Source organism: Bradyrhizobium sp. MI1.10, assembly GCF_055811035.1.
In genome coordinates this window covers 53,754-74,334 of record NZ_JBVVPN010000014.1, presented here as the reverse complement: position 1 = coordinate 74,334, position 20,581 = coordinate 53,754, and the positions used below count along the sequence as shown (strand labels likewise).

Annotated in this window: 16 protein-coding genes; 4 read left to right on the top strand and 12 right to left on the bottom strand. The window is 63.8% G+C overall.

What is annotated here, in order from left to right; all coding sequences use genetic code 11:
- Window positions 1-476 precede the first annotated feature (476 nt).
- From AC0L3K_RS16595 to AC0L3K_RS16580, 4 genes are all read right to left on the bottom strand, one after another.
- Complete coding sequence (locus AC0L3K_RS16595; RefSeq protein ID WP_473366373.1) at window positions 477-2,123, bottom strand: GMC family oxidoreductase; 1,647 nt, start codon at window positions 2,121-2,123, stop codon at window positions 477-479.
- A gap of 16 nt (window positions 2,124-2,139) precedes the next feature.
- Window positions 2,140-2,733 carry a GNAT family N-acetyltransferase gene (locus tag AC0L3K_RS16590; RefSeq protein WP_473366372.1) on the bottom strand — a complete coding sequence of 198 codons (594 nt, stop codon included), beginning with the start codon at window positions 2,731-2,733 and terminating at the stop codon, window positions 2,140-2,142.
- Between the two features lie 200 nt (window positions 2,734-2,933).
- The gene (locus AC0L3K_RS16585; RefSeq protein ID WP_473366371.1) at window positions 2,934-3,860 is read right to left on the bottom strand and encodes an SMP-30/gluconolactonase/LRE family protein; all 927 of its coding nucleotides are present in this window, start codon (window positions 3,858-3,860) and stop codon (window positions 2,934-2,936) included.
- A gap of 134 nt (window positions 3,861-3,994) precedes the next feature.
- Window positions 3,995-4,828, bottom strand: a complete 834-nt coding sequence (locus AC0L3K_RS16580; RefSeq protein ID WP_354201382.1) for an AraC family transcriptional regulator — start codon at window positions 4,826-4,828, stop codon at window positions 3,995-3,997.
- A gap of 179 nt (window positions 4,829-5,007) precedes the next feature.
- Here AC0L3K_RS16580 and AC0L3K_RS16575 point away from each other — a divergent pair, with 179 nt between their 5' ends.
- A complete protein-coding gene (locus tag AC0L3K_RS16575; RefSeq protein ID WP_473366370.1) occupies window positions 5,008-6,111 on the top strand; it encodes a mandelate racemase/muconate lactonizing enzyme family protein in 1,104 nt (367 codons plus the stop codon).
- Between the two features lie 9 nt (window positions 6,112-6,120).
- Here AC0L3K_RS16575 and AC0L3K_RS16570 read toward each other — a convergent pair whose 3' ends face one another.
- Window positions 6,121-6,474: a hypothetical protein gene (locus tag AC0L3K_RS16570; RefSeq protein ID WP_007595592.1), complete on the bottom strand. Its 354-nt coding sequence runs from the start codon at window positions 6,472-6,474 to the stop codon at window positions 6,121-6,123.
- A 181-nt stretch (window positions 6,475-6,655) separates the two neighbouring features.
- Between AC0L3K_RS16570 and AC0L3K_RS16565 the strand changes: the two genes are divergently transcribed.
- Complete coding sequence (locus AC0L3K_RS16565; RefSeq protein ID WP_007595594.1) at window positions 6,656-6,880, top strand: hypothetical protein; 225 nt, start codon at window positions 6,656-6,658, stop codon at window positions 6,878-6,880.
- 278 nt (window positions 6,881-7,158) lie between these two features.
- On the opposite strand, the gene AC0L3K_RS16560 is transcribed toward AC0L3K_RS16565, so the two are convergent.
- The gene (locus AC0L3K_RS16560) at window positions 7,159-7,815 is read right to left on the bottom strand and encodes a glutathione S-transferase family protein (protein WP_007595595.1); all 657 of its coding nucleotides are present in this window, start codon (window positions 7,813-7,815) and stop codon (window positions 7,159-7,161) included.
- A 182-nt stretch (window positions 7,816-7,997) separates the two neighbouring features.
- On the opposite strand from AC0L3K_RS16560, the gene AC0L3K_RS16555 reads away from it, so the two are divergent.
- Complete coding sequence (locus AC0L3K_RS16555; RefSeq protein WP_007595596.1) at window positions 7,998-9,221, top strand: polyhydroxyalkanoate depolymerase; 1,224 nt, start codon at window positions 7,998-8,000, stop codon at window positions 9,219-9,221.
- 129 nt (window positions 9,222-9,350) lie between these two features.
- On the opposite strand, the gene AC0L3K_RS16550 is transcribed toward AC0L3K_RS16555, so the two are convergent.
- Complete coding sequence (locus tag AC0L3K_RS16550) at window positions 9,351-12,680, bottom strand: adenylate/guanylate cyclase domain-containing protein (protein WP_473366369.1); 3,330 nt, start codon at window positions 12,678-12,680, stop codon at window positions 9,351-9,353.
- 317 nt (window positions 12,681-12,997) lie between these two features.
- The gene (locus AC0L3K_RS16545; RefSeq protein WP_007595598.1) at window positions 12,998-13,513 is read right to left on the bottom strand and encodes a hypothetical protein; all 516 of its coding nucleotides are present in this window, start codon (window positions 13,511-13,513) and stop codon (window positions 12,998-13,000) included.
- A gap of 570 nt (window positions 13,514-14,083) precedes the next feature.
- Between AC0L3K_RS16545 and AC0L3K_RS16540 the strand changes: the two genes are divergently transcribed.
- Window positions 14,084-15,010: a catalase family peroxidase gene (locus AC0L3K_RS16540; protein WP_473366368.1), complete on the top strand. Its 927-nt coding sequence runs from the start codon at window positions 14,084-14,086 to the stop codon at window positions 15,008-15,010.
- 2 nt (window positions 15,011-15,012) lie between these two features.
- Here AC0L3K_RS16540 and AC0L3K_RS16535 read toward each other — a convergent pair whose 3' ends face one another.
- From AC0L3K_RS16535 to AC0L3K_RS16520, 4 genes are all read right to left on the bottom strand, one after another.
- Complete coding sequence (locus tag AC0L3K_RS16535) at window positions 15,013-15,939, bottom strand: AraC family transcriptional regulator (protein ID WP_473366367.1); 927 nt, start codon at window positions 15,937-15,939, stop codon at window positions 15,013-15,015.
- Between the two features lie 270 nt (window positions 15,940-16,209).
- Complete coding sequence (locus AC0L3K_RS16530; protein WP_473366366.1) at window positions 16,210-18,078, bottom strand: ABC transporter ATP-binding protein; 1,869 nt, start codon at window positions 18,076-18,078, stop codon at window positions 16,210-16,212.
- A gap of 201 nt (window positions 18,079-18,279) precedes the next feature.
- Window positions 18,280-19,206, bottom strand: coding sequence for a 2-hydroxyacid dehydrogenase (locus tag AC0L3K_RS16525; RefSeq protein ID WP_473366365.1), 927 nt, complete (start codon window positions 19,204-19,206; stop codon window positions 18,280-18,282).
- A 12-nt stretch (window positions 19,207-19,218) separates the two neighbouring features.
- Entirely contained in the window at window positions 19,219-20,547 is a 1,329-nt protein-coding gene (locus AC0L3K_RS16520) for an NAD(P)/FAD-dependent oxidoreductase (protein ID WP_473254559.1), read from the bottom strand.
- Window positions 20,548-20,581: the final 34 nt, after the last annotated feature.

The window sequence follows — 20,581 nt, the reverse complement described above, 5'->3', positions numbered from 1 at the left end:
CAGTTGCACGAAGAAAATACGGGCTGAAATCATAAAATTGAAGCACAGTGCAACCTACGGGTCATCCTGGCGAAAGCCAGGGCCCATACCGCGTGACCTTTCGATAAGAATCCGTCCGCGGTGACAGACTGAATTGCTTCGCTGCGCTCGCAATGACGGAGCAAGGGCGAGCATCCCCTTCTCCAACTCGCATTTCAAATCGCAGACACGCCTTCGCGTCCTCGCGGCGCAATATTGTGAAATGGGATTGACGGCGTGGCGGGGTGTTTTACGCGACGGGACGATGGGCCGATTGACAACACACTCACAGCTCCGGACGCGCTGCAGCGTAAAACGCTGCTACGCAGGGCCGGGACCCAGGAGCGACACGGCGTAACGCCAAGATATGCGCCCCGGCTCTGCAGCGCACCGCTGCACCGGATGATGCTTCGCATCGCCGGGGAAGCGCTGCGCTGCGTCCGGGGCACGAGACCTTGCTACGCCACCGCAGCATCCGGCACGCGGGCGGCTTCCATCGGCTGCTTGCCGCGGATGAGGTCCGAGGCGCGGTCAGCAATCATCATGGTCGACGCATTCAAATTCGCCGAGATCATGCGCGGCATCACGGAGGCATCGATGACGCGGAGGCCTTCCAACCCGTGAACGCGGAGCTGGTCGTCGACCACCGCCCAGGTCGAATCCACCGGGCCCATGCGGCAGGTGCAGCCGGGGTGGAAGGTGGTGGTGCCACGTTCGGTGGCGGCGGCCAAAAACTCGTCGTCGGTATTGATGTTGGGTCCCGGGAAATCCTCGTAGGCGTAATAGGGCGACAGCGGCGCGCTCTTCAAAAGCCTGCGCGCGAGCTTCATGCCGCCGACGATGACGCGACGGTCGAGCTCGGCGTCGAGATAGTTGGTCTGGATGATCGGCGGCGCGAACGGATCAGACGAGCGGATGCGGACATAGCCGCGGCTCTCGGGGCGCTGCTGCCAGGAGGCCACGGTCATGCCGGGCTCGTCCTCGAGCTGGCCCTGCACGCCTTCCTTGTAGCTCGCCGGTGTGAAGGTGAGCTGGAGATCGGACGAATCCGCACTCTCGCCGGAGTGCCAGAAGCAATAGACCATGGTCGGCGACAGCGAGAGCAGGCCGCCGCGCGTGGTGGCCCATTTCAGCGCTTCGACCCAGAGCGACAGACCACGGCGGAGCTCGTTGATGGTCCTGATGTCTTTGACGCGCGCGACCGTGCGCGGGGCGTAATGGTCCTGCAAGCCTTCGCCGACCGGAAGCGCGTGACGCACGGCGATGCCGTGGGCCTGCAACAGATCCGGTGAGCCGATGCCGGACAACTGCAACAGCTGCGGCGAATTATAGGTGCCGCCGGACAGGATCACTTCCTTGTTGGCGCGGACCTCGACCGGCGTGCCGCCAGAGCCGCCCTTCATGTAGCGCACGCCGACGGCGCGCTTGCCTTCGAAGATGATCTCGGTGGCGTGCGCGTGGGTATGGACATGCACGTTCGGCCGCTTCATCGCCGGCTTGAGGAAGGCGGTGGCGCCGGAGACGCGCAAGCCCTTATCGATGGTGCGCTGGCAATAGGAGACGCCTTCCTGCTTCGCGCCGTTGTAATCGGGGTTGCGGGGGATACCGAGCGAGACCGCTCCTTCCATGAACGCTTCGCAGAGCGGATCGCGCCAGTTCATGGTGGTAACGGTGAGATTGCCGTCGCGGCCGCGGTAAACGTCCTCGCCCTCGCCGATGCGCTTCTCCAGCCGCCGGAAGTAGGGCAGCACGTCGGCATAGCCCCAGCCGCGATTGCCCATCTGCGCCCAGGTGTCGAAATCCATGCGCTGGCCGCGATTGTAGATATGGCCGTTGATCGAGGACGAACCGCCGAGCGTCTTGCCGCGCGGCGCGTAGATGCTGCGCCCGCCGGTCCAGGGCCCGACCTCCTGCTGGTAGGCCCAGTTGATGCTCTTCATGTGGAAGGTCTTGATGAAGCCAGCCGGCAGATGGATGTAGGGATGCCAGTCGCTCGGGCCCGCCTCGAGCACGCAGACGCTGGTGGCAGGGTCTTCGCTCAGGCGGCTGGTGAGCACGCAACCGGCGGAGCCCGCGCCGACGATCACATAATCAAATCTGTCCATGGTGCCTCGGCCGCCTCTAGCGCGGCTTGTCGTTGAGTTGATAATTCAAATGCGTTCGCACCGTCGGCCATTCGGCCGCGGTGATGCTGTAGACCACAGTATCGCGCAGCGTGCCGTTCGGCGCGACCTGGTGGCTGCGCAGGATGCCGTCCTGCTTGGCGCCCAAACGCTCGATGGCGCGGCGGCTCTGGTGATTGAAGAAGTGGGTGCGGAATTCCACCGCGATGCAGTCCAGGGTTCCAAAGGCGTGGGTGAGCAGCAGCAGCTTGCACTGCGTGTTGAGTGGGCCGCGCTGCGCGCTCTTGCCATACCAGGTCGAACCGATCTCCACGCGGCGGTTGGCGGCATCGATGTTCATGTAGGTCGTCATGCCCACGATCTTGCCGTTGCCATCGAACACGGTGAAGGGGAGCATCGAGCCCGCGGCCTGAAGACCGAGCCGCCGGTCGATTTCCTTGCCCATGTTGTCCGGCGTCGGAATCGCGGTGTACCAGATGGTGGAGAGCTCACCATCCTTCACGGCCTCGATCAGCCCCTCGCGGTGCTGATGCGACAGCGGCTCCAGACCGGCATGCTGTCCGCGCAGGGTGATAGGATCAGGCCAGGGCATTGCAGGTCTCTCTCTGTTGTCATTGCGAGCGAAGCGAACCAATCCAGGCTGTCAGCTCCTCATCCTGAGGAGCGCGGCACGCGCGTCTCGAAGGATGAAGGCCCTGCTGGTGGCCTCGCCCTTCGAGACGCGCGCGAAGGGCGCGCTCCTCAGGGTGAGGGTCTGCCGGATTGCTTCGCTCCTCGCAATGACGGCTTGGCTCACTTGTTCAGGAAATTCAACGGCAAACCGCCGCGCGGCCAGTCCATGGCGATCAGCTCGCCCTTGCCTGAGAGCGTGATGTAGGCGGTCTTCAGCTCGGGGCCGCCGAAGGCGATGTTGGTGGTGACGCGGTCGCCGGTCGGGACCTGCTCGACCAGGGTGCCATCGGGCGCGATCACCGAGATGCAGCCGGAGACGAGGGTGGCGACGCAGACATTGCCGTTCGCTTCGACCGCCAGCGAGTCGAACATCTGGTAGCCGCCGAGGCCGCAGATCGGTTTGCCCCGCTCGCCGCGATAGATCACGTCGCGCGGCTTCAGCGTGCCGGGCGCGGACAGCTCGTAGGCCCAGAGCCGGCCCGTCGGCGTCTCCGCTATGTAGACGGTGGCCTCGTCCGGCGACAGGCCGATGCCGTTTGCCGGCAACACGCCATGAACGACCTCGACGATCTCCTTCATGCCGGGCTTGAGATAGTACATGCCGCCGACGTCCATCTCGCGCGCGCGGCGCTTGCCGAGATCGGAGAACCAGAGGCCGCCCTGCTTGTCGAACACCAGATCGTTCGGCCCGCGCAGATCGTGCTCGCCGCAACGCGTCACGACGGTTTCGATCTGGCCGGATTGCAGATCGACGCGCTGGATCGAGCCACCGAGGTAATCGTCGGGCTGCGGACCCGGCATGATCATGTTGCGGGTCGGGATCCAGGAGAAGCCGCCATTGTTGCAGATGTAGATCTCGCCGTCGGGGCCGAGAGCTGCACCGTTCGGGCCGCCCGGAATCTTCGCAACGATCTCCTTGCGCCCGTCGGGATGGATGCGGGTCAGGCGCTGGCCGCGGATTTCCACCAGCACGACCGAGCCGTCCGGCATCACGACCGGCCCTTCGGGAAATTCGAGGTCGGTGGCGAGAACGCGGACGTTGGACATGTGGGACCCTCCCGGCTGCTTGTTATGACTTGCACGGGATGTCCGGCACGGGCCCCACACGCAAGATTGCCTGCGGTTATGACAAAGTCGCCGGGGCTTGCCAAGCAAGCGGGATGGTATGCCAGCGTTGCGCGCTAATCTCGCACGGGTATCCAAATCTCCAGGCCGCCATTGCCGGTGGCGGGATCGAAGTTCTCGTCGTAGCGCTCGAAATTCGGTGCATCGGCAGCCTTCAGGCCGGAGGCCGGCAGCCACTGATTCCAGATCGCGTTGACGGTACGCCTGATCGAGGCGACGTGGTCGGCGTGGGTGAACACCGCGTAGCGCTGTTCGGGGATACGGATACGGCCGAAACGGCGCGGCAGCTCGGAGAAATCGGCGACCTCGACGCCGGCGATGTAGTCGAAATTGCCGGCATCGTCGCCGTTGCAGCAGACGCCATAGGCGACGGGCCCAACGCGCGCGGGAATGTCGGCGACCTCCTGGTGGAAGCGCTGCCACAGTCCAGGAATGGCCGCGCCGTTGTCGCAGGAGATGCGCTCGTTGATGCCAGCGACGAGGAAGGCCCTTGTGGTTTCGAAGCGCGGGGCGGCGAGTTTGTCTGCGATGGTTGAGTCCATGAGGATCGGCTCCTGAAGCTTGAGATGGCCGGTGCATTGCGCGGCCCGCACCGCTTCGGGCGTGGTGCCGAACTGGTCGCGGAACGCGCGGGTGAATGCTTCGTGCGAGCCGTAATCCGCCTCCAGCGCCAGCGACAGGATGTCCGGCGCGCCGTTCGCAAGACTGCGCGCCGCTTCGCTCAGCCGCCGCGCGCGCACGTACCGCATCACCGGCAGGCCGGTAGCCGCGGCAAACGCGCGCACGATGTGGAACCGCGACACGCCCGATATCGCAGCGATCTCGTCGAGCGTCATCGGCTCGGCCAGATGGCTCTCGACATACCAGAGCGCGCGCTGGGCTGGGTTCATGGCGTTTCTCTCGTTCGAAGCGCGACCATGATGCATGGAAGTCCGCGGGTTTCGCTTGATCGGCGTTGCGGTCCCGCAAGAGGATAACGCCGGACCAGCCTCTGGCAACGTCCGGGCGTTCATGGCTACACTCGGGTTGTTCTTGAAACCGCTCATAAGAAAGCAGGAGGAACCGTGTCATGAAGATCACCGATGTGCGGCCGCACCATATCCGCATCCCCTATGACGCCGGTGTCGCGAGCTTCCGTCAGGGCGCCTCCGCCATCACCGCCCTCGACATGGTGATCGTCGAGGTCACCACCGACGCCGGGCTGACGGGCTGGGGCGATGCCTTTGCTTATGTCTGCCCCCGCACCACGCGCAGTGCCGTCGAGGAAATGATCGCACCGCAGGCCCGCGGGCTGGAGGTTCCCGATGCCGCCGGCATTCCCGCGGTCATGGAGCAGATCCAGCGTAACCTGCATCTGTTCGGGCGTTACGGCATCACCATGTTCGCGATCTCCGGGCTCGACATCGCGCTGTGGGACCTCGCCGCCAAGATCAAGGACGTGCCGCTGCACCGCCTGCTCGGCGGCACCAGGCGCCCGGCCATTCCGGCCTATGCGAGCCTGTTGCGGATCGGCTCGCCCGACAATATCGCCGCCGAATGCAAGAAGGCGCTCGCGCTCGGCTACGGCGCCATCAAGCTGCACGAGACCACGGCGCCGGCGGTGTTTGCCGCCCGGGCGGCGATCGGGCCCGGCATTCCGCTGATGGTGGACATGAACTGCCCGCTATCAGGCGAAGAGGCGATCGCGTTCGCCAGCACATGCCGGGACGCGCAGCCGATGTTCCTGGAGGAGCCGGTCTGGCCGCCGGAGGATTTTGCGGCGCTCGCCGAAGTCCGCAGCAAGGGCGGGCTCGGCGTCGCCGCCGGCGAGAACGCCTGCACGGAATATCAATTTCGCCAGATGATGGATGCGGGCGCGGTCAGCCACGCCCAGCCGTCCGTGATCAAGGTCGGCGGCATCACGGAATTTCTCAAGGTTGCAGCGCTCGCAGATCGGGTCGGCGTCGAGGTCGTTCCGCACTCCCCGTATTTCGGCCCCGGCCTGCTGGCGACCTTGCATCTCCTGGCGGGGCGCGACGACGGGTTCGTCGAGATGTTTTACCTGAAGCGCGAGGCCTGCCTCTGGGGCGGCCGCGCCGATGTCGATGCCACCGGCCATGTCGCGGTGCCGACCGGACCTGGGCTCGGCCATGAGCCCGACCGCAGCGTGATGGAGCGATATCGCGTCGCCTGAGCGCGGCGGCTATTTCGCCGCATCCTTTGGCGGCGGCGCATCCTGTTTCTTCTTCACATCCTCGGCGGTCTTCGCCTGCGCGGCCTGGAGATCGCCGAGCGTCTTCTGCAAACCGGCCACGGTCGTCTTCAACGCATCGATCTGGCGAGCCGCGGCGTCCAGCTTCTGCTGGTGATCGAGGTTCAGCTTGGTGATCGTTTTCTGGAGGAAGTCGACATTGCTCTGGAGGCAGCTGGTGCGGCGCTCCATGGTCTTCTCGACGGTGCAGATCTCGATGCCGGGCACGTCCTGCGCGCGGACCGACACAATCGCCAGCGTGGCGAGTACCATCGCGAAACAAGCGCCGGTGCTTCGAAGCAGCATGCAGGTTCCTCGTCAAATCAATCACGGCAATGTGCGCTTTTTGCACGCAGCCTGTCGAGGCTACCACACTCGCACCGCATTCTCGCGTTGAGCTTGCGGCTGTTCCCTCGGACGGGGAGCGATGATCTGCACGCGGAGGAAATGGGCGCTCCTTTCGCGGCTTTGTTTAGGGGAGTTTTTGATGGCAACGCGCGACAGACGACTGGCGGAATTCGACGGCGCCGGAGAACCGCCGCCTGGCCTTGCAGTCGAAGTGCTGTGCGAGGACCACAGCGGGACTTATCAGCTGCCGTTCGCCTGCCGCTATGTCGAGGGACGCTGGCAGAACCACACGGCTGGTGTCGCAGTCGAAGCTACCGTTATCGGCTGGCGCGTCCCGCGCATGAAGCATTCGGGCGTGGCCTGAGCACTGATTTCTGTCTCAAAATGCAACGGGGCCGCGTCCCGTCTTAACCTTCGGAACGCGGCCCGAACGAATCACGTCCGAATCAGCCGCAGGGCCCCGTACGCGCCTGTTCACGGCTAGATGTCGCAACTGGCCACCAGGCGCACACAATATCTGCGCAGCGCCTGAGCAGGGCCAGCCGGCCACCGGCGTCAAAAGTTAACGGCTTCAATGACATGACGGCTGGGTGCGGCGGTTGGATGCTCGCTCCCAAAACAGGCAGATGGCAGCCGGCCTGCCTAATATTCGACCTCGAGCTCCTCGATCTCGGCCGGCTCATCCCTTGCCGCCGCGATCCATTCCTTCATCTCCGGCATGGCCATGATGGTATCGGCATAGGCCTGCAGTTGCGGCTCGAGCTTGACGTTATAGGTCACGAAGCGCGTCACTACCGGTGCGTACATCGCGTCAGCCATGGTGCGGGTCTCGCCAAACAAGAAGGGCCCGCCCGATTTGTCCAGGCAGTCGCGCCAGATCGCCCAGACGCGATCGATGTCGGCCTGCGCGCGCGACCAGATCTTGAAGCCGGGGAAGTGCCCCTTCAAATTGACCGGCAGCGAGGCGCGCAAGGTGGTGAAGCCGGAATGGATTTCGCCGCAGATCGAGCGGCAATGCGCGCGCTGGACGCGATCCGCGGGCAACAGCCCTGCATTCGGCATCGCCTCGTTGAGATATTCGCCGATCGCCAGCGTATCCCAGACGACCGCGCCGTCGTGCCGCAGGCACGGCACCAGGATCGACGACGACAACAGCAGGATTTCGGCGCGCGCCGACGCGTCGTCCGGCGCGGTGACGATCTCCTCGAAATCGAGCCCGGAAAATTTCGTCAGCAGCCAGCCACGCAGCGACCAGGACGAATAGTTCTTGCTGCTGATGGTCAGTGTCGCCTTCGCCATGTGGCCTTCCCTCACGCCTGTGACTCACGCCTAAGACATGCACCCCGCCCGGACTGCGGGAGTGCGCAGCGCCTGTGCTTCCCGCAAAAAGAGCAGCAAGCGACGTGCCAATCTTGAGGGCGGCCCATCCCGGGTTTGGCTCCGATATTGCATAGCAGCACGGGACAGGTGGGCGTTTCAGTATGATGTCGATGTATTATCAGGCCTTTCAGAACCAAATGGACCTGACGGCGCCGTGGCGGTCGGGCGCTTCGTCCGCGCTCAAATTCCTCAATCTGGTGCCGCAGGGCTTGTCGGATCAGGTCGTCGGCCGGCTGTCGGCCGCGCTGGAGCTGATCTCCCGCTCCACCCTCACCTATCACCGTCCCGCCTACGGCATCGACAGCGTCATGGTCGGCAATCGCGAGGTCGCCGTGACCGAGGAGATCGCTTACGCGACCCCGTTCGGCTCGCTGCTGCGTTTCAAGAAGGAGGGCGTGGGCGAGCAGCCGCGCATGCTGCTGGTGGCGCCGATGTCCGGCCATTTCGCGACGCTGCTGCGCGGCACCGTGAAGACGCTGCTGCAGGACCACGACGTCTACATCACCGACTGGCACAATCCGCGCGACATTCCCCGCAGCGAGGGCCGTTTCGGGCTCGACGACTACACCGAGCATCTCATCGACTTCCTCGGCCAATTGGGCCCGCGCCCGCATATGGTCGCGATCTGCCAGCCCTCGGTCTCGGCGCTCGCGGCCGCCGCGATCATGTGCGAGGGCAACCATCCTTCGCGGCCGGCGACGCTGACGCTGATGGCCGGCCCGATCGACACGCGCATCCAGCCGACCAGGGTCAACGAATTCGCCAAGAGCAGGCCAATCGACTGGTTCGAGCAGAACCTGATCAACTACGTGCCGATGCAGTGCCGCGGTGCCTTGCGGAAAGTCTATCCCGGCTTCGTGCAGCTCACCGCCTTCGTTTCGATGAATCTCGAGCGCCACATCAAGCAGCATATCGATCTCGCCGATCACATCGCCAAGGGCGAGAAGGAGAAGGCGGCCAGCATCAAGACCTTCTACGACGAATATTTCGCCGTGATGGATCTGCCCGCGGAATTCTACATCGAGACCGTGCGCGACGTGTTCCAGGAGCATCTTCTGCCCCAGGGCAAGCTGATGCATCGGGGACGTCCGGTGGACACCAAGGCCGTCAGCCGCATGGGGCTGATGACGGTCGAGGGCGAGAAGGACGACATCTGCTCGATCGGCCAGACGCTGGCCGCGCAAGACCTCTGCACCGGCGTGCGCGCCTACCGCCGCGTTCACCACATGCAGGCCGGCGTCGGCCATTATGGCGTGTTCTCGGGCAAGCGCTGGAACAACGAGATCTACCCGCTGCTGCGGGATTTTGTGCACGTGAATTCGTAACCCGTCAGCCCCTGGCCCGTACGTCACGAGCGAACTTCAACGCGCATTGCAGTGAGGCGACCGGAGATGCTGGGGCAGGATCTCGACGCCTCTCCTGACCAAACGGCCAGCTAGAGAAACCGCACGTGCCTAATGCACTTGCTTGAGCAGCTCTCTGGCTTCAACGACTTCGGGAAGATTGCGCTCCGCATCGAATTCAGCGAGCACGGGAGCAAGCACCTCGGATACCGCGCCCGCTCGGCCATTTGTCTTGTGCAGGCGTGCAAGTCCAAGGGCGCTGCGCAGCTCGAAAGTCTTCACCTGTTGGTGCCGTGCGATTTCCAGCGCTCGGTTTAGCGCATTTTCGGCACTGGCTAGGTCCGAAGGATCATGACGCAACAAAAGCTCCCCGTAGACGCGATGCAGCTCGGCATCAAGCCAATGCTGACCGGATTGCCCCGCCCATGCGATCAATCCGCTCAAGATTTCGAGCCCGTTTTCGAGTCGGCCCGACTCTGCATCCGCCATCGCGACATGCATCCCCCAAAACGGCTCACAGAGGTAGCAGTCATTCTCGTGCAGCAAGGTCCAGCCGCGACGCATTTCCGTTAGCCCGGCCATTCCGTCGCCGGCACGCCACTTGGCCAGGCCATTCAGGTAGGTGCCGGCGGCCACATACAGCGGCATCGTGTGGTCGCGAGCGAGACCGAGCGCCAGGATCGTCTCTGTTTGCTGCAACATGCCCCCGCACAGTCCGTCGAACACAGCTCGATGAACAAGCGCATTGGCCTGAGAAAGCGCCCGTTTTTCTCCGGAAGCACTTATCGCTTCCACGGCGAGGCGACGTGCGCGAGCGATCCTGCCAAGCGGCCAAAGCACCAGGGCAAGAAACCTCATGATCACGAATGGGAGATCCAGTGCCGAGCCCCTAAACGTCGCGGGATCCGGCTCGTCACCATAGATCTCTAGTGCCTTCTCAAGATGTACTCTCGCGTTCAAGTAGTCGCCCCCGAACCAGCAGGTAACCCCGCCCGTCCAATGTGCAACGACGGCGGCCACCGGTGAGTCCGGTCGCCGTTCAGCGGCGTTCACGATGGCATCCACCAGCGCCCGCATCGGCGCGAGTTCGCCGTGTGTCAGGCAGGCATTGAAGAGACCCGAATGGACTGGCGCAAGTTCAACCGGATCATTGATGTCGGCTGCGAACTGTCGGGCGCGCGTCCATGCGGCTACCGTTTCGGGAGCGCTGTGCCCGAGGCTGCCCCGTAATGCACGGCCATATGCGATTTGAAGATGTAGCCTACTCATCATCCGGTCGTGCTCATCGGGCAGCTCATCGGCGACGGCAATCGCCTTGCCGAGATGTGCAATCGCCTCGGAATAGGCGGAGCGTTTCAGCGCCTGCAGGCCCGCCTTGCGCCACCATTCGAGGGCGACCTCGTTCAGCCCCGCCTCAGTGAAGTGGTGTGCCAGAACTTCCGGCTCAGTCTCGGCGACGACTGGAAACTTCTCGCGCAGGACATCGCCGATGCGCTTGTGAAGCACCTGCCGTTTGCTCTTGAGCAGGCTCTCGTAGGCCGCTTCCTGAACGAGAGCGTGCTTGAAACTATAGTTTGCTTCGGGCGGAGCCCCGCGACGCACCAGCAGTTCGGCCTCTTCGAGTTGCGCTAGCGCAGCGCTCAGCGTCAGATCATCGCGTCCCGCCACATATCTCAGCAGCGCGTATGAAAAGTCGCGACCGATGGCGGCGCCTATCTGCGCCAACTCCTTGACTGGGGCCAGCCGGTCAAGCCGCGCCATCAGCGAATCCTGCAGCGTCGCGGGAATAGCGAGCGGCGGGAGCGGATTATCGAGGCGATAGCGCCCGGCATCTTCGACGAGTAGCCCGGACTCCAGCACCATCTTGGTCAATTCCTCGACGAATAGTGGGATGCCATCCGTCCTATCGATGATCTGCTTCATCATCTCGCGTGGCAGCTGGCGACCAACGGCCACCTGTTCGACCAGCGCGCGCGAGTCCTGCCGATCGAGTCGGTCGAGCCGCAACAGACTAACGTTGGCAAGGCCCGACCAGGAGGGCTCGAACTCTGGCCGGGATGTCATGAGCACGAGTATCGGCAGGCCTCTGATCCGATCGACCGCGAGATCGAACAGCTCAAGTGTCGTGGCATCGGCCCAATGCATATCCTCGCAGATAATCAGCAGGGGTTGCTCTCGCGCCAACCCCTCAAGCTGATCCAGAAGGGCGGCAAATGTCTGTCGCCGCTGCTGCGCCGGGCTCGAACTCAGCGGCGGACAATGGTCGTCGGTGGGAATCGAAAGGAGAGCCGCAATGAGCGGTGTCGCTTGGGCGACCTGCTGTGTTCCAAGCGCCAGCATTGCCTCGAGCTTGTCGAGCTTTTGCCCAGGCGTGTCGTGCGACCGGATGCCGGCGGCGCGCTCGAGCTGCGCGACAAAGGGATGGAGCGCACTGTTGATATGGTAGGGCGAACACTGATATCGCACCCGGCGGTGCGGCCCCAACGAGGGGCTTTCGGACAGCGTTGCGACAATGCGCGACTTGCCGATGCCCGCTTCGCCAGAAATCAATACCATCTGCCCCTGCCCCTGCCATGCCAGCCGCTGGCGCGAGAGAGTGAACTCGATCTCGTCCCTGCGGCCGACAAAGCCGATCGAGCGTACCGCGCGGACCGCCTCGAAGCGACTCTCGGATGCGATCGCTCCCTCCACCGCCCAGACTGCGATGGGTTCGGCTATGCCCTTGACCTCACGGCGGCCGAGATTGCGAAACGTGAAGAGATCACCAAGCAGCCGGCGCGTCGACGAAGCAACGACGACCGCGCCCGGTTCCGCCAGGCTCTGGAGCCGAGCGGCGAGGTTTGGTGTGTCGCCGACGGTTGCCTGTTCCTCTGACGCATCTCCGCTGATGAGGTCACCGACCACCACAAGCCCTGTCGCAATTGCGATGCGCAGTTCAACCCGTTCGTCGGCGCCTGTTTTGAGCTGCCCAATTGCGGAGATAGTGTCGAGACCCGCTCGCACTGCGCGCTCCGCATCATCCTCGTGGGCGCGAGGATAGCCGAAATAGACGAGTATTCCGTCGCCGACGAATCTGGCTATCCTGCCGTCATAAGCCGCAACGACGCTCGCGCAGGCGGCGCGGTAGGCCCGGATCACTTCCCACATATCCTCGGGATCGAGACGCGCCGAGAGCGCGGTCGAGCCGACCAGATCGCAAAACATAACGGTGAGGTGGCGCCGCTCGGCGTCCTGAGGAGGCGTCGGCGATGCGATCAACGCGGCTGGATCGAGGTCGGCAATAGCACGCAGCATTTTGCGGCGATGGCCTAGCAGGACTCCGAGCTTATCAAAGTCCTCGTCCATCAGTTCGGGGAGGATGCCCACGTCGATTGCATTCTGGGCAAAACGCTCTGCGTATTGCCCAAGCCCCAGTTTGTCGAGCCACTCCGCAATCTGCATTGGCTCCACCGATCGTGTGGTTGGCGGTTAGCAGGATTTTGGACCACGGCGCGGGGACGATATCCCAACATCGCCATGATGGCACGTCTTGTTTGTTGTGCGATAATTTAGGTTACTCAGTACCGACACGACTTCCAAGCCGGGTCGCCGCCCGATGCGAACGACTGCGCTACCAAACATCGTCTTCACGCAGCGTTGCACGACAGAGGTTGCGATGAGTGATCACGACTCACTCGGGACCTGAAGCCGAATCCAACGCTGCGGCTTGTGCTCTCGTCATGACGCCAAGCAGACGTTATTGGGTGAGCACAATTCCTTCATTGCTTGTCCATGCGTGCTTCGTAGTTGCGAGCCATCGTGCCCGCCGCGACTTGGAGCGAAGAACCAACCACCCAACAGCCGGCAACAAAGGCTATCAGCCCATTGGCTGGGTTATGATCAAGGACAAGGATGCTGACGGACAGAGTTGCGGCAATCGCGGCGCCGAACGTTCCGGCCGCACTCATGATCTCAGCCGGCTCGGAACCATTCCACTCTTCCGAGGTGCTCGAAATCGACTTCCGCGCGACACTGCGAGACAAATCAATTCCGACGTAATAGCTAAGAGCTCCGTAGAGCATCGTTATCAGCACGATCCAGCCGCTTTCAAACAGTCCGCCTTTCTCACGCAACAGGGCCGCACCCACATAGAGGCCGCAAGAGGCCCCAACGGCTGCGAGCCCAATTCTTTCAAGAAGATGGGCCGACCTGATCAGACCGGAACGAGCGATCCGAAGATTGCCGGAGCCCCTCGTTAGGGAAAATGCGCTGGAGATTGCATCACTAATTTTCATTGGGGGTCTCCTTCTTAGGTAAGTAGCGGCCTACCGGCCGACCCCGAATAGAGGCAGCCTCGTGGACGCGTTTTGCGATTGCCTTGATTCCAACTTCTGAAAAATCTGTGCTGAGTGATGGGGCTGGCTTGCTCGTGAGCAAGACGAGAGCCAATCCGAAGCTGCGAGCACGCGGCTACGCAGGCATTGCATCTCACCCGTGCCAGTCAGTTAAATCCGGGTGCGGCAATTTCTTGCGGGAGTGATAGCTCGAAAAGAGAGTGGTGAAATATGAGACGGTTCACATAACGCGGTTCCCCGTTGCTCTATCCGATCACAATTTCCGGAGGACAAGTCTGCATCGTCGCGAGACCCGGGAGCGCGGGAGCTGAAAGAGCCATCAGTAAACAAGTTGTCCCGCGTCTCGCCGACATCAGATCTATCCACTCATACCATGTTTTGCCCACGTGAATTCCCGAAGCGCGAGCAAGCAATCAGCAGGATCGGACAAGGCAGCGCGGCTTTGGGAAAGACGCCGGCGCTGCACCAGACCTAAAACCTGGCCATGCCGCTCGCGCCGGAGGCCAAGCCATGTCCGAACTTCCCACCCCCGCTGCAACACCCGCCGCGGTCGTCGATGCATTGAAGGCGGTCGCAGGCAATCCGCCGAAGGTGCGCGCGAGCTTCGCCAAGGGTCGATGTGTGCGCGGGACCTATGCCCCGTCCGATCGCGCGGCAGAGATTACGCGATCGCTGAGCTTCACCAAGCCCTCGCGCGTGCTGGCGCGCTTCTCCGTTGGCGGCGGCAATCCCGGGGTGACCGACACCAACAATCTCGTCCTGCGCGGCTTCAGCTTCAGGCTTGGCGACGATGCCCATCGTTCGGACATCCTGACGGAAACCGCTCCGGTGCATTTTGCACGGACGCTCGACCAGATGCTCGCCTTCCTCGAGGCGCGCATTCCGGGCGCGGACGGCAAGCCTGACATCGAGAAGGTCCGGGCCTTTTCCGCGGCCAATCCTGAAACACTGAACCAGGCGAATTACGTCGCGGCACGCCGGCTGCCCGGCAGCTTTGCCGGCACGACTTATTGGGGCGTGCACGCCTTTCCCGCGACGAACGCCAAGGGTGAAACCCGCTTCATCAAGTTCAAGGTCGCGCCTGTGGGCGGTGACGTCACCTTGAGCGAGGACGAAGCGAGGGCGAAGTCGGCTGATTTCCTGCATGACGATCTCGTGCGGAGGATCGCAGCCGGCGATGTCCGCTTCAACGTGATGGCCTTGCTCGACCGTCCCGGCGATCCCACCATGGACGTGACCCTGCGATGGCCGGACGAGGACAACCGTGAGCAGGTGCGGCTAGGGACGATCGTCATCACCAGCCTCGAGGCCAACGAGGCCTGCGACGGCTCCATCTTCAATCCCGCCAATCTTGCCGACGGCATCGGCCATCCGCCGGACGAGATCTTTGCGGCGCGCCGCACGGCCTACACGATCTCGCTGGCGAAGCGCCGGTAAGTTCAAGTCTTGTCCCGTCCGCCATCCGTTTCGCGGCGCCATGCGCCCGGACTGACGCCGACGATGGACGAGAACACGCGCGTGAAATGGCTCTGATTGGCAAATCCGGCCGATATGGCAATCTCGGACAACGGCAGGTCGCGAACTGTCATAAGTTGCTTGGCCGCCTTGACGCGCTGCTGAAGCAGCCATTGATGCGGCGGCAGTCCGGTGGAGATCCGGAACGCGCGTGAGAAGTGGCTGACTGACAGACCAAGCTCGGTCGCGATCAGCTGCAGCGCGATCTTGCCCGAGAGATCGGAATCGAGCCGGTCACACGCACGTTTCACCTGCCATGGCGCGAGACCGCCGCGGCTCGGTTCTGCGGCTGGCTTCAGCCCACCATAGGTCTGGGCGACATGGGCGGTGAGCGCAAGCATCATGTGATCGACGAAAAGCTGGTTGGTCTCGTCGGGCCGGCACAGTCCTTGCCGCAAGGAGGCACCGACATGTCGAACGACCTCGTCGTCATGACCGACACCTGGCTCGTAGCTGAGCTCGCCAACGCGCGGCCCGCCCGGTTGCCTGGCAATGCCGTTGAGCGCCGAGCGCGGCAAATAGAAGAAGAGCGAGTGAAACGGCTTGTCGATCACATAGCGCGGGTCGCGCTTGAGGTCGTACAGATAGGTCGCACCTGCGCGAACATCCGCCTTGGTGACACAGCGGCCCTCCTCCCAGCATTCGCAATCCGGATAGTCGCGGAGTTTCAGGCTGAGGAGATAGGCATCTTCCGCAGCCAGGGAACCGGAAATATCCGGCGTCGGATCGTCATTGCGAACCTCGGTGACCGCGAGCTCGGCGCTGTGCAGCGAACGCGTGATCAGGACCGGTGCTTGCTTGGAGCGAAGGCCCTGCCCGAGCCTCTGCCCGTAGACGCCTGCTTGTGTCATTCTAGTAAATCCATCCGTAAAGGCACGCCTTCGCCGGCCTTCCCGAGATCCGCGCATTATCGGAGATCGACGGCCAACGGTCCAGCTGCAGCGCATAGCACGAAGCTGGCGCGGCCGGCCGTCGCACCGGGTCGCGACGCGATGATTTCATTGTGATTTCAGCGTGATGTCACAGGCCCGGCAGGGCGAAAGACAACACCGTTGACCTGCCCGGCAGATCGCTGCGCGACCTCATCGTGCATTTTGGAAAGGATCTGCGGCCTGCGCACGTCAGTTGGACCATTCCTCGCCCCAGATCTGGACGACGTGGCCCGGCGACACCTCGCGATATTGCCGAACGGGTGGCTGGAAGTCGGCCGCGCGCACCGGGCTTCTGATCTCGTCGTTCGCTACCTCGCGCCTGGTGCCGCGGCGCGCTGGATCGGGCACCGGCACGGCCGCCATCAGCTTCTTCGTATAGGGATGCTGCGGATTGCCGAACAAGGCCGCGCGCGGACCGGTCTCGACGATCTCACCGAGATACATCACCGCGACGCGATGGCTCATGCGCTCGACCACCGCGATGTCGTGGGAAATGAAGAGATAGGCAAGTCCCATGCTGGCCTGAAGGTCCAGCATCAGATTGACGACCTGTGCCTTGACCGAAACGTCGAGCGCCGAGACAGCTTCGTCCGCAACGATCAGCTTGGGTCCGAGCGCGAGCGCGCGGGCAATGCAGATGCGCTGGCGCTGGCCACCGGAGAATTCGTGCGGAAAGCGCGCGGCCATGTCGGCGGTGAGACCAACGCGAACGAGCAGGTCGGCGACCTTCTCCCGCGCCTGCGACGCCGTGGCGAGCCCGTTGGCGAGCAATGGGGCCGCAATCGCCGTTCCCACCGACATGCGGGGGTTGAGGCTCGCGAACGGATCCTGGAACACGATCTGCATCTGCTTGCGAAAGTCACGCAAGGTGCGGGGGTTCATGGCCAGCACATCCCGCCCGTCGATCAGAACGGTGCCGCTGTCCGGCTCCGTCAGCTTGAGAATGGAGCGGCCCGTCGTCGACTTGCCGCAGCCGGATTCGCCGACCAGCGCCAGCGTCTCCCCGGCGCGCAGGGTGAAGGAGATGTTCTCGACCGCATGGACGCGGCCCGAGACCTTGCCGAACAGGCCCGAGCGGATCGGAAAGCGCGTCGTGAGGTTGGAGACTTCGAGCAGCGGTCGCTCGGCAATCGAGACCGTATCGGGCGTCTCCGCCGGCTCGTCCGAGGTTCCCGTTTGCTTGTCCACGATCGGAAAACGCATCGGCCGCGTCCGCCCATCCATCGAGCCGAGGCGCGGCACGGACGCGAGCAGTGACCTCGTATAGGGATGCGAAGGGGCTGCGAAGATGCGCGAGGTATGGTCGGTTTCCACCGCCTGGCCGCCATACATCACCACGGTGCGGTCCGCGATCTCGGCAACCACGCCCATGTCGTGGGTGATGAAGAGGATCGACATCTCCTCTTCCTGCTGAAGCTCCTTCAGAAGCTCCAGGATCTGGGCCTGGATCGTGACGTCGAGCGCCGTGGTCGGCTCATCCGCGATCAGCAGCCTCGGCTTGCAGGCCAGCGCCATCGCGATCATCACGCGCTGGCGCATGCCGCCGGAGAAGCGATGCGGATGCTCGTGGAAGCGCGATTTCGCCGCGGGGATGCGAACACGATCGAGCAGGCGGATGGTCTCGACCTCCGCCGCCGCACGCGACAGACCGCGGTGCTGGATCAGCGCTTCCGCAATCTGGAAGCCGATGGTCAGCACCGGATTGAGGCTCGTCATCGGCTCCTGGAAGATCATGGCGACTTCGTTGCCGCGAACGTCCTTCATGCTCGCTTCGGGCAGCGTCAGCAGGTCGCGGCCGGCAAGCTGGACGCGGCCTTCGACTCGGCCGTTCTCCTTCGGAATGAGCCGCATGATCGAGAGCGCGGTGACGCTCTTGCCCGAACCGGACTCGCCGACGATCGCCACCGTTTCTCGCGAGGCGACATCGAACGATACGTCGCGGACGACGGGACTCCATTGCCGTTCGCGCATGAAGGACGTCGTCAGGCCGGAAACCGACAGCACCGGCGACTGCGCGTTGGCAGCGACGTGGTCAGGCACGCTTGCGCCGCTGCTCATGCATACCCCCTAAGGCCTGCCGCGGAGACAGCGCGCTCCCTCCCCCGCTTGCGGGGGAGGGTTGGGGAGAGGGTATCTCCGCAGTCGAGAACCCCCAAGAGGAGAGAGCCCTCACCCGCGCCTTCGGCGCGACCTCTCCCGCAAGCGGGAGAGGTAAGAGGACCGCGTGGCTGGATCGATGTCACCATCATCATCGCATCCTCAGTAACCGCGCTTACGATCGACACGCCCCGGCAATTCTTCACCGCGGCGGTGGCGCGCGATCACATCCAGCACGAAATCGACCGCCGTATCCGGCGTGGTCATGCTGGCATTGTGCGGCGTGACCAGGATGCGCGGATGGCTCCAGAAAGGGTGACCCGCAGGCAGCGGCTCCGGCTCGGCGACATCGAGGACGGCACCCGACAACGCGCCGCTGTCGAGCGCTGCGAGAAAGTCGGCTTCGACCAGATGCGGGCCTCGCCCGACGTTGACGAGCGACGCGCCGCGCGGCAGGCGCGCGAACAGATCCGCGTTCAGGATGCCGCGGGTCTCATCGGTCAAAGGCAACAGGCAGACGAGAATGTCGGTCTGCGCAAGGAAATCCGGCAACGTCTCCATGCCTGCGCAACAGGCGACGCCCTCGATCTCGCGCGGCGAGCGATTCCAGCCGAGAAGTGGAAAATCGAAAGCTCTGAGCCGTTCGAGCACGGCCTGGCCGAGTTGGCCGAGGCCCATCACGCCGACGCGCCGACGTTTGGCCGGCGTGATCCGGATCTCGCGCCAGACCTGTTCCTTCTGCTGGGCAATGAAGGGCAGGAGGTCGCGATGCAGCGCGAGCACCGCCATGGTGACGTATTCGACCATCGTCTCGGCAATGCCCGGCTCCAGCATGCGCACCAGCGGAATGTGCGGCGGAACTTTTGACGCGTCGAACTGGTCGACGCCCGCACCGACCGAGAAGACGAGCTCGAGATTTGGGAAAGTCGTCGCGATGTCGTCCGGCGGCACCCACGCCACGAGATAGCGGACGTTGGCGGGATCGCCGATGTCGGGCCAGAGCCGGAACGGCACATCGGGCGCGCGCTCGGCGAAGAAGCCCGCCCATTCAGCGCCGCGAACCATGTTGGCCTTGTAGAGAAGCGTCATGCCGCAAAACCCTCAGAACGGGCTGACCGGCGCGAGCCGGCGGCCATCAATCAGGCGCTTGTGGCTGTAGGCCGCGGGATCGACCAGCGGCGTCGCTCCCGTCACGATGTCGGCGGCGAGCTTGCCGGCCGCAGGACCGATGCCAAAGCCGTGGCCGGAGAAGCCGGTAGCGAGGAAGAAGCCGGGCATGGCGTCGACCGGCGAGATGACCGGGATGGTATCCGGCGTGCAGTCGATCGTGCCGCCCCAGGCTTCCGCGATCTCGATGTCCTTCAATTCAGGATTCGACTTGATCAGCGAAGCCAGCGCGGCATTGACCAGCGACATGTCAGGCGCGGGATCGCGCACGCGCTCGGTCTCGAACGGCGACGGCTTGTCCAAGCTCCAACTGGTGCCCCGCGTGAGCTGGTCGAAGAAGGATTTGCCGAATGACAGTTTCAACCCGTTCTTGCGATGCAGATAGGTCGGCCAGAAGGTTCGCGCGTAGCGGAACAGATCGGGCGACAGTTCGACCGTGCCGCGGTTGCGCAGCGCCAGCGTAAAGCCGCCGTCGAGGCGGCGGCGGATGCAATAGAAATCGGTGCCGAGCGCACCGGAGGTAATCTCCGGCCCGGGCGTGGTCCGGCACGCGGTCGCATTGACAAGGCCGATCGGCAACTCGATGCCGTGGCGGCGGCAGAATAGCGACGACCAGGCGCCGCCGGACAGCAACACCGATTGCGTGCGAATGGTGCCCTTCTCGGTGACGACGGCGCTCACCCGTCCGCCCTGCGTTTCAAGTCCACGCGCGGCGCAGCCCTGATGAATGGTGACGCCGTGTTTTCGCGCGGCGGTGGCAAGCGCAGGCACGGCCATCGAGGGCTCGGCGCGCCCGTCGCTCGGCGTGTGCAGGCCGCCAACCCATTTTTCGGCGTTGCCGGGCAGACGCTCGGCGACCTCCGCCGGCGTCAGGACCGTGGAGTGGACCTGCATCTCGCGCGCCGTTGCCGCCCATCGTTCCCAGCTGGCGAGCTCGTCCTTGCTCTTTGTCAGGAACAGCACGCCCGTGCGGCGGAAGCCGGCATCGACGCCGGCATCGTTCTGCATGTCTTCCCACAGGCGCAGCGCCTCGCGGGCCAGCGGGATCTCCTCACGCGCGCGACCCTGCTGGCGGCACCAGCCCCAATTGCGGCTCGATTGCTCGCCGCCGACATGGCCCTTCTCGACCAGGGCGACGGAGAGACCCTTCTTCGCGAGATGATAGGCCGCGGAGACGCCGATGACGCCGCCGCCAATGACGACGACGTCCACCTGCGCCGGCAGGCGTTCATCGCTGTTTATACGGGTGAGCGGCGGGGACATGGGGCACTCCAGATATTCAGTTCGATCGGAGCAA

What these genes read in the sequence shown, in the direction of transcription:
- AC0L3K_RS16595 (WP_473366373.1), bottom strand. Translation starts at nt 2,123, where the DNA reads ATGGACAGATTTGATTATGTGATCGTCGGCGCGGGCTCCGCCGGTTGC.
- AC0L3K_RS16590 (WP_473366372.1), bottom strand. Translation starts at nt 2,733, where the DNA reads ATGCCCTGGCCTGATCCTATCACCCTGCGCGGACAGCATGCCGGTCTG.
- AC0L3K_RS16585 (WP_473366371.1), bottom strand. Translation starts at nt 3,860, where the DNA reads ATGTCCAACGTCCGCGTTCTCGCCACCGACCTCGAATTTCCCGAAGGG.
- AC0L3K_RS16580 (WP_354201382.1), bottom strand. Translation starts at nt 4,828, where the DNA reads ATGAACCCAGCCCAGCGCGCGCTCTGGTATGTCGAGAGCCATCTGGCC.
- AC0L3K_RS16575 (WP_473366370.1), top strand. Translation starts at nt 5,008, where the DNA reads ATGAAGATCACCGATGTGCGGCCGCACCATATCCGCATCCCCTATGAC.
- AC0L3K_RS16570 (WP_007595592.1), bottom strand. Translation starts at nt 6,474, where the DNA reads ATGCTGCTTCGAAGCACCGGCGCTTGTTTCGCGATGGTACTCGCCACG.
- AC0L3K_RS16565 (WP_007595594.1), top strand. Translation starts at nt 6,656, where the DNA reads ATGGCAACGCGCGACAGACGACTGGCGGAATTCGACGGCGCCGGAGAA.
- AC0L3K_RS16560 (WP_007595595.1), bottom strand. Translation starts at nt 7,815, where the DNA reads ATGGCGAAGGCGACACTGACCATCAGCAGCAAGAACTATTCGTCCTGG.
- AC0L3K_RS16555 (WP_007595596.1), top strand. Translation starts at nt 7,998, where the DNA reads ATGATGTCGATGTATTATCAGGCCTTTCAGAACCAAATGGACCTGACG.
- AC0L3K_RS16550 (WP_473366369.1), bottom strand. Translation starts at nt 12,680, where the DNA reads ATGCAGATTGCGGAGTGGCTCGACAAACTGGGGCTTGGGCAATACGCA.
- AC0L3K_RS16545 (WP_007595598.1), bottom strand. Translation starts at nt 13,513, where the DNA reads ATGAAAATTAGTGATGCAATCTCCAGCGCATTTTCCCTAACGAGGGGC.
- AC0L3K_RS16540 (WP_473366368.1), top strand. Translation starts at nt 14,084, where the DNA reads ATGTCCGAACTTCCCACCCCCGCTGCAACACCCGCCGCGGTCGTCGAT.
- AC0L3K_RS16535 (WP_473366367.1), bottom strand. Translation starts at nt 15,939, where the DNA reads ATGACACAAGCAGGCGTCTACGGGCAGAGGCTCGGGCAGGGCCTTCGC.
- AC0L3K_RS16530 (WP_473366366.1), bottom strand. Translation starts at nt 18,078, where the DNA reads ATGAGCAGCGGCGCAAGCGTGCCTGACCACGTCGCTGCCAACGCGCAG.
- AC0L3K_RS16525 (WP_473366365.1), bottom strand. Translation starts at nt 19,206, where the DNA reads ATGACGCTTCTCTACAAGGCCAACATGGTTCGCGGCGCTGAATGGGCG.
- AC0L3K_RS16520 (WP_473254559.1), bottom strand. Translation starts at nt 20,547, where the DNA reads ATGTCCCCGCCGCTCACCCGTATAAACAGCGATGAACGCCTGCCGGCG.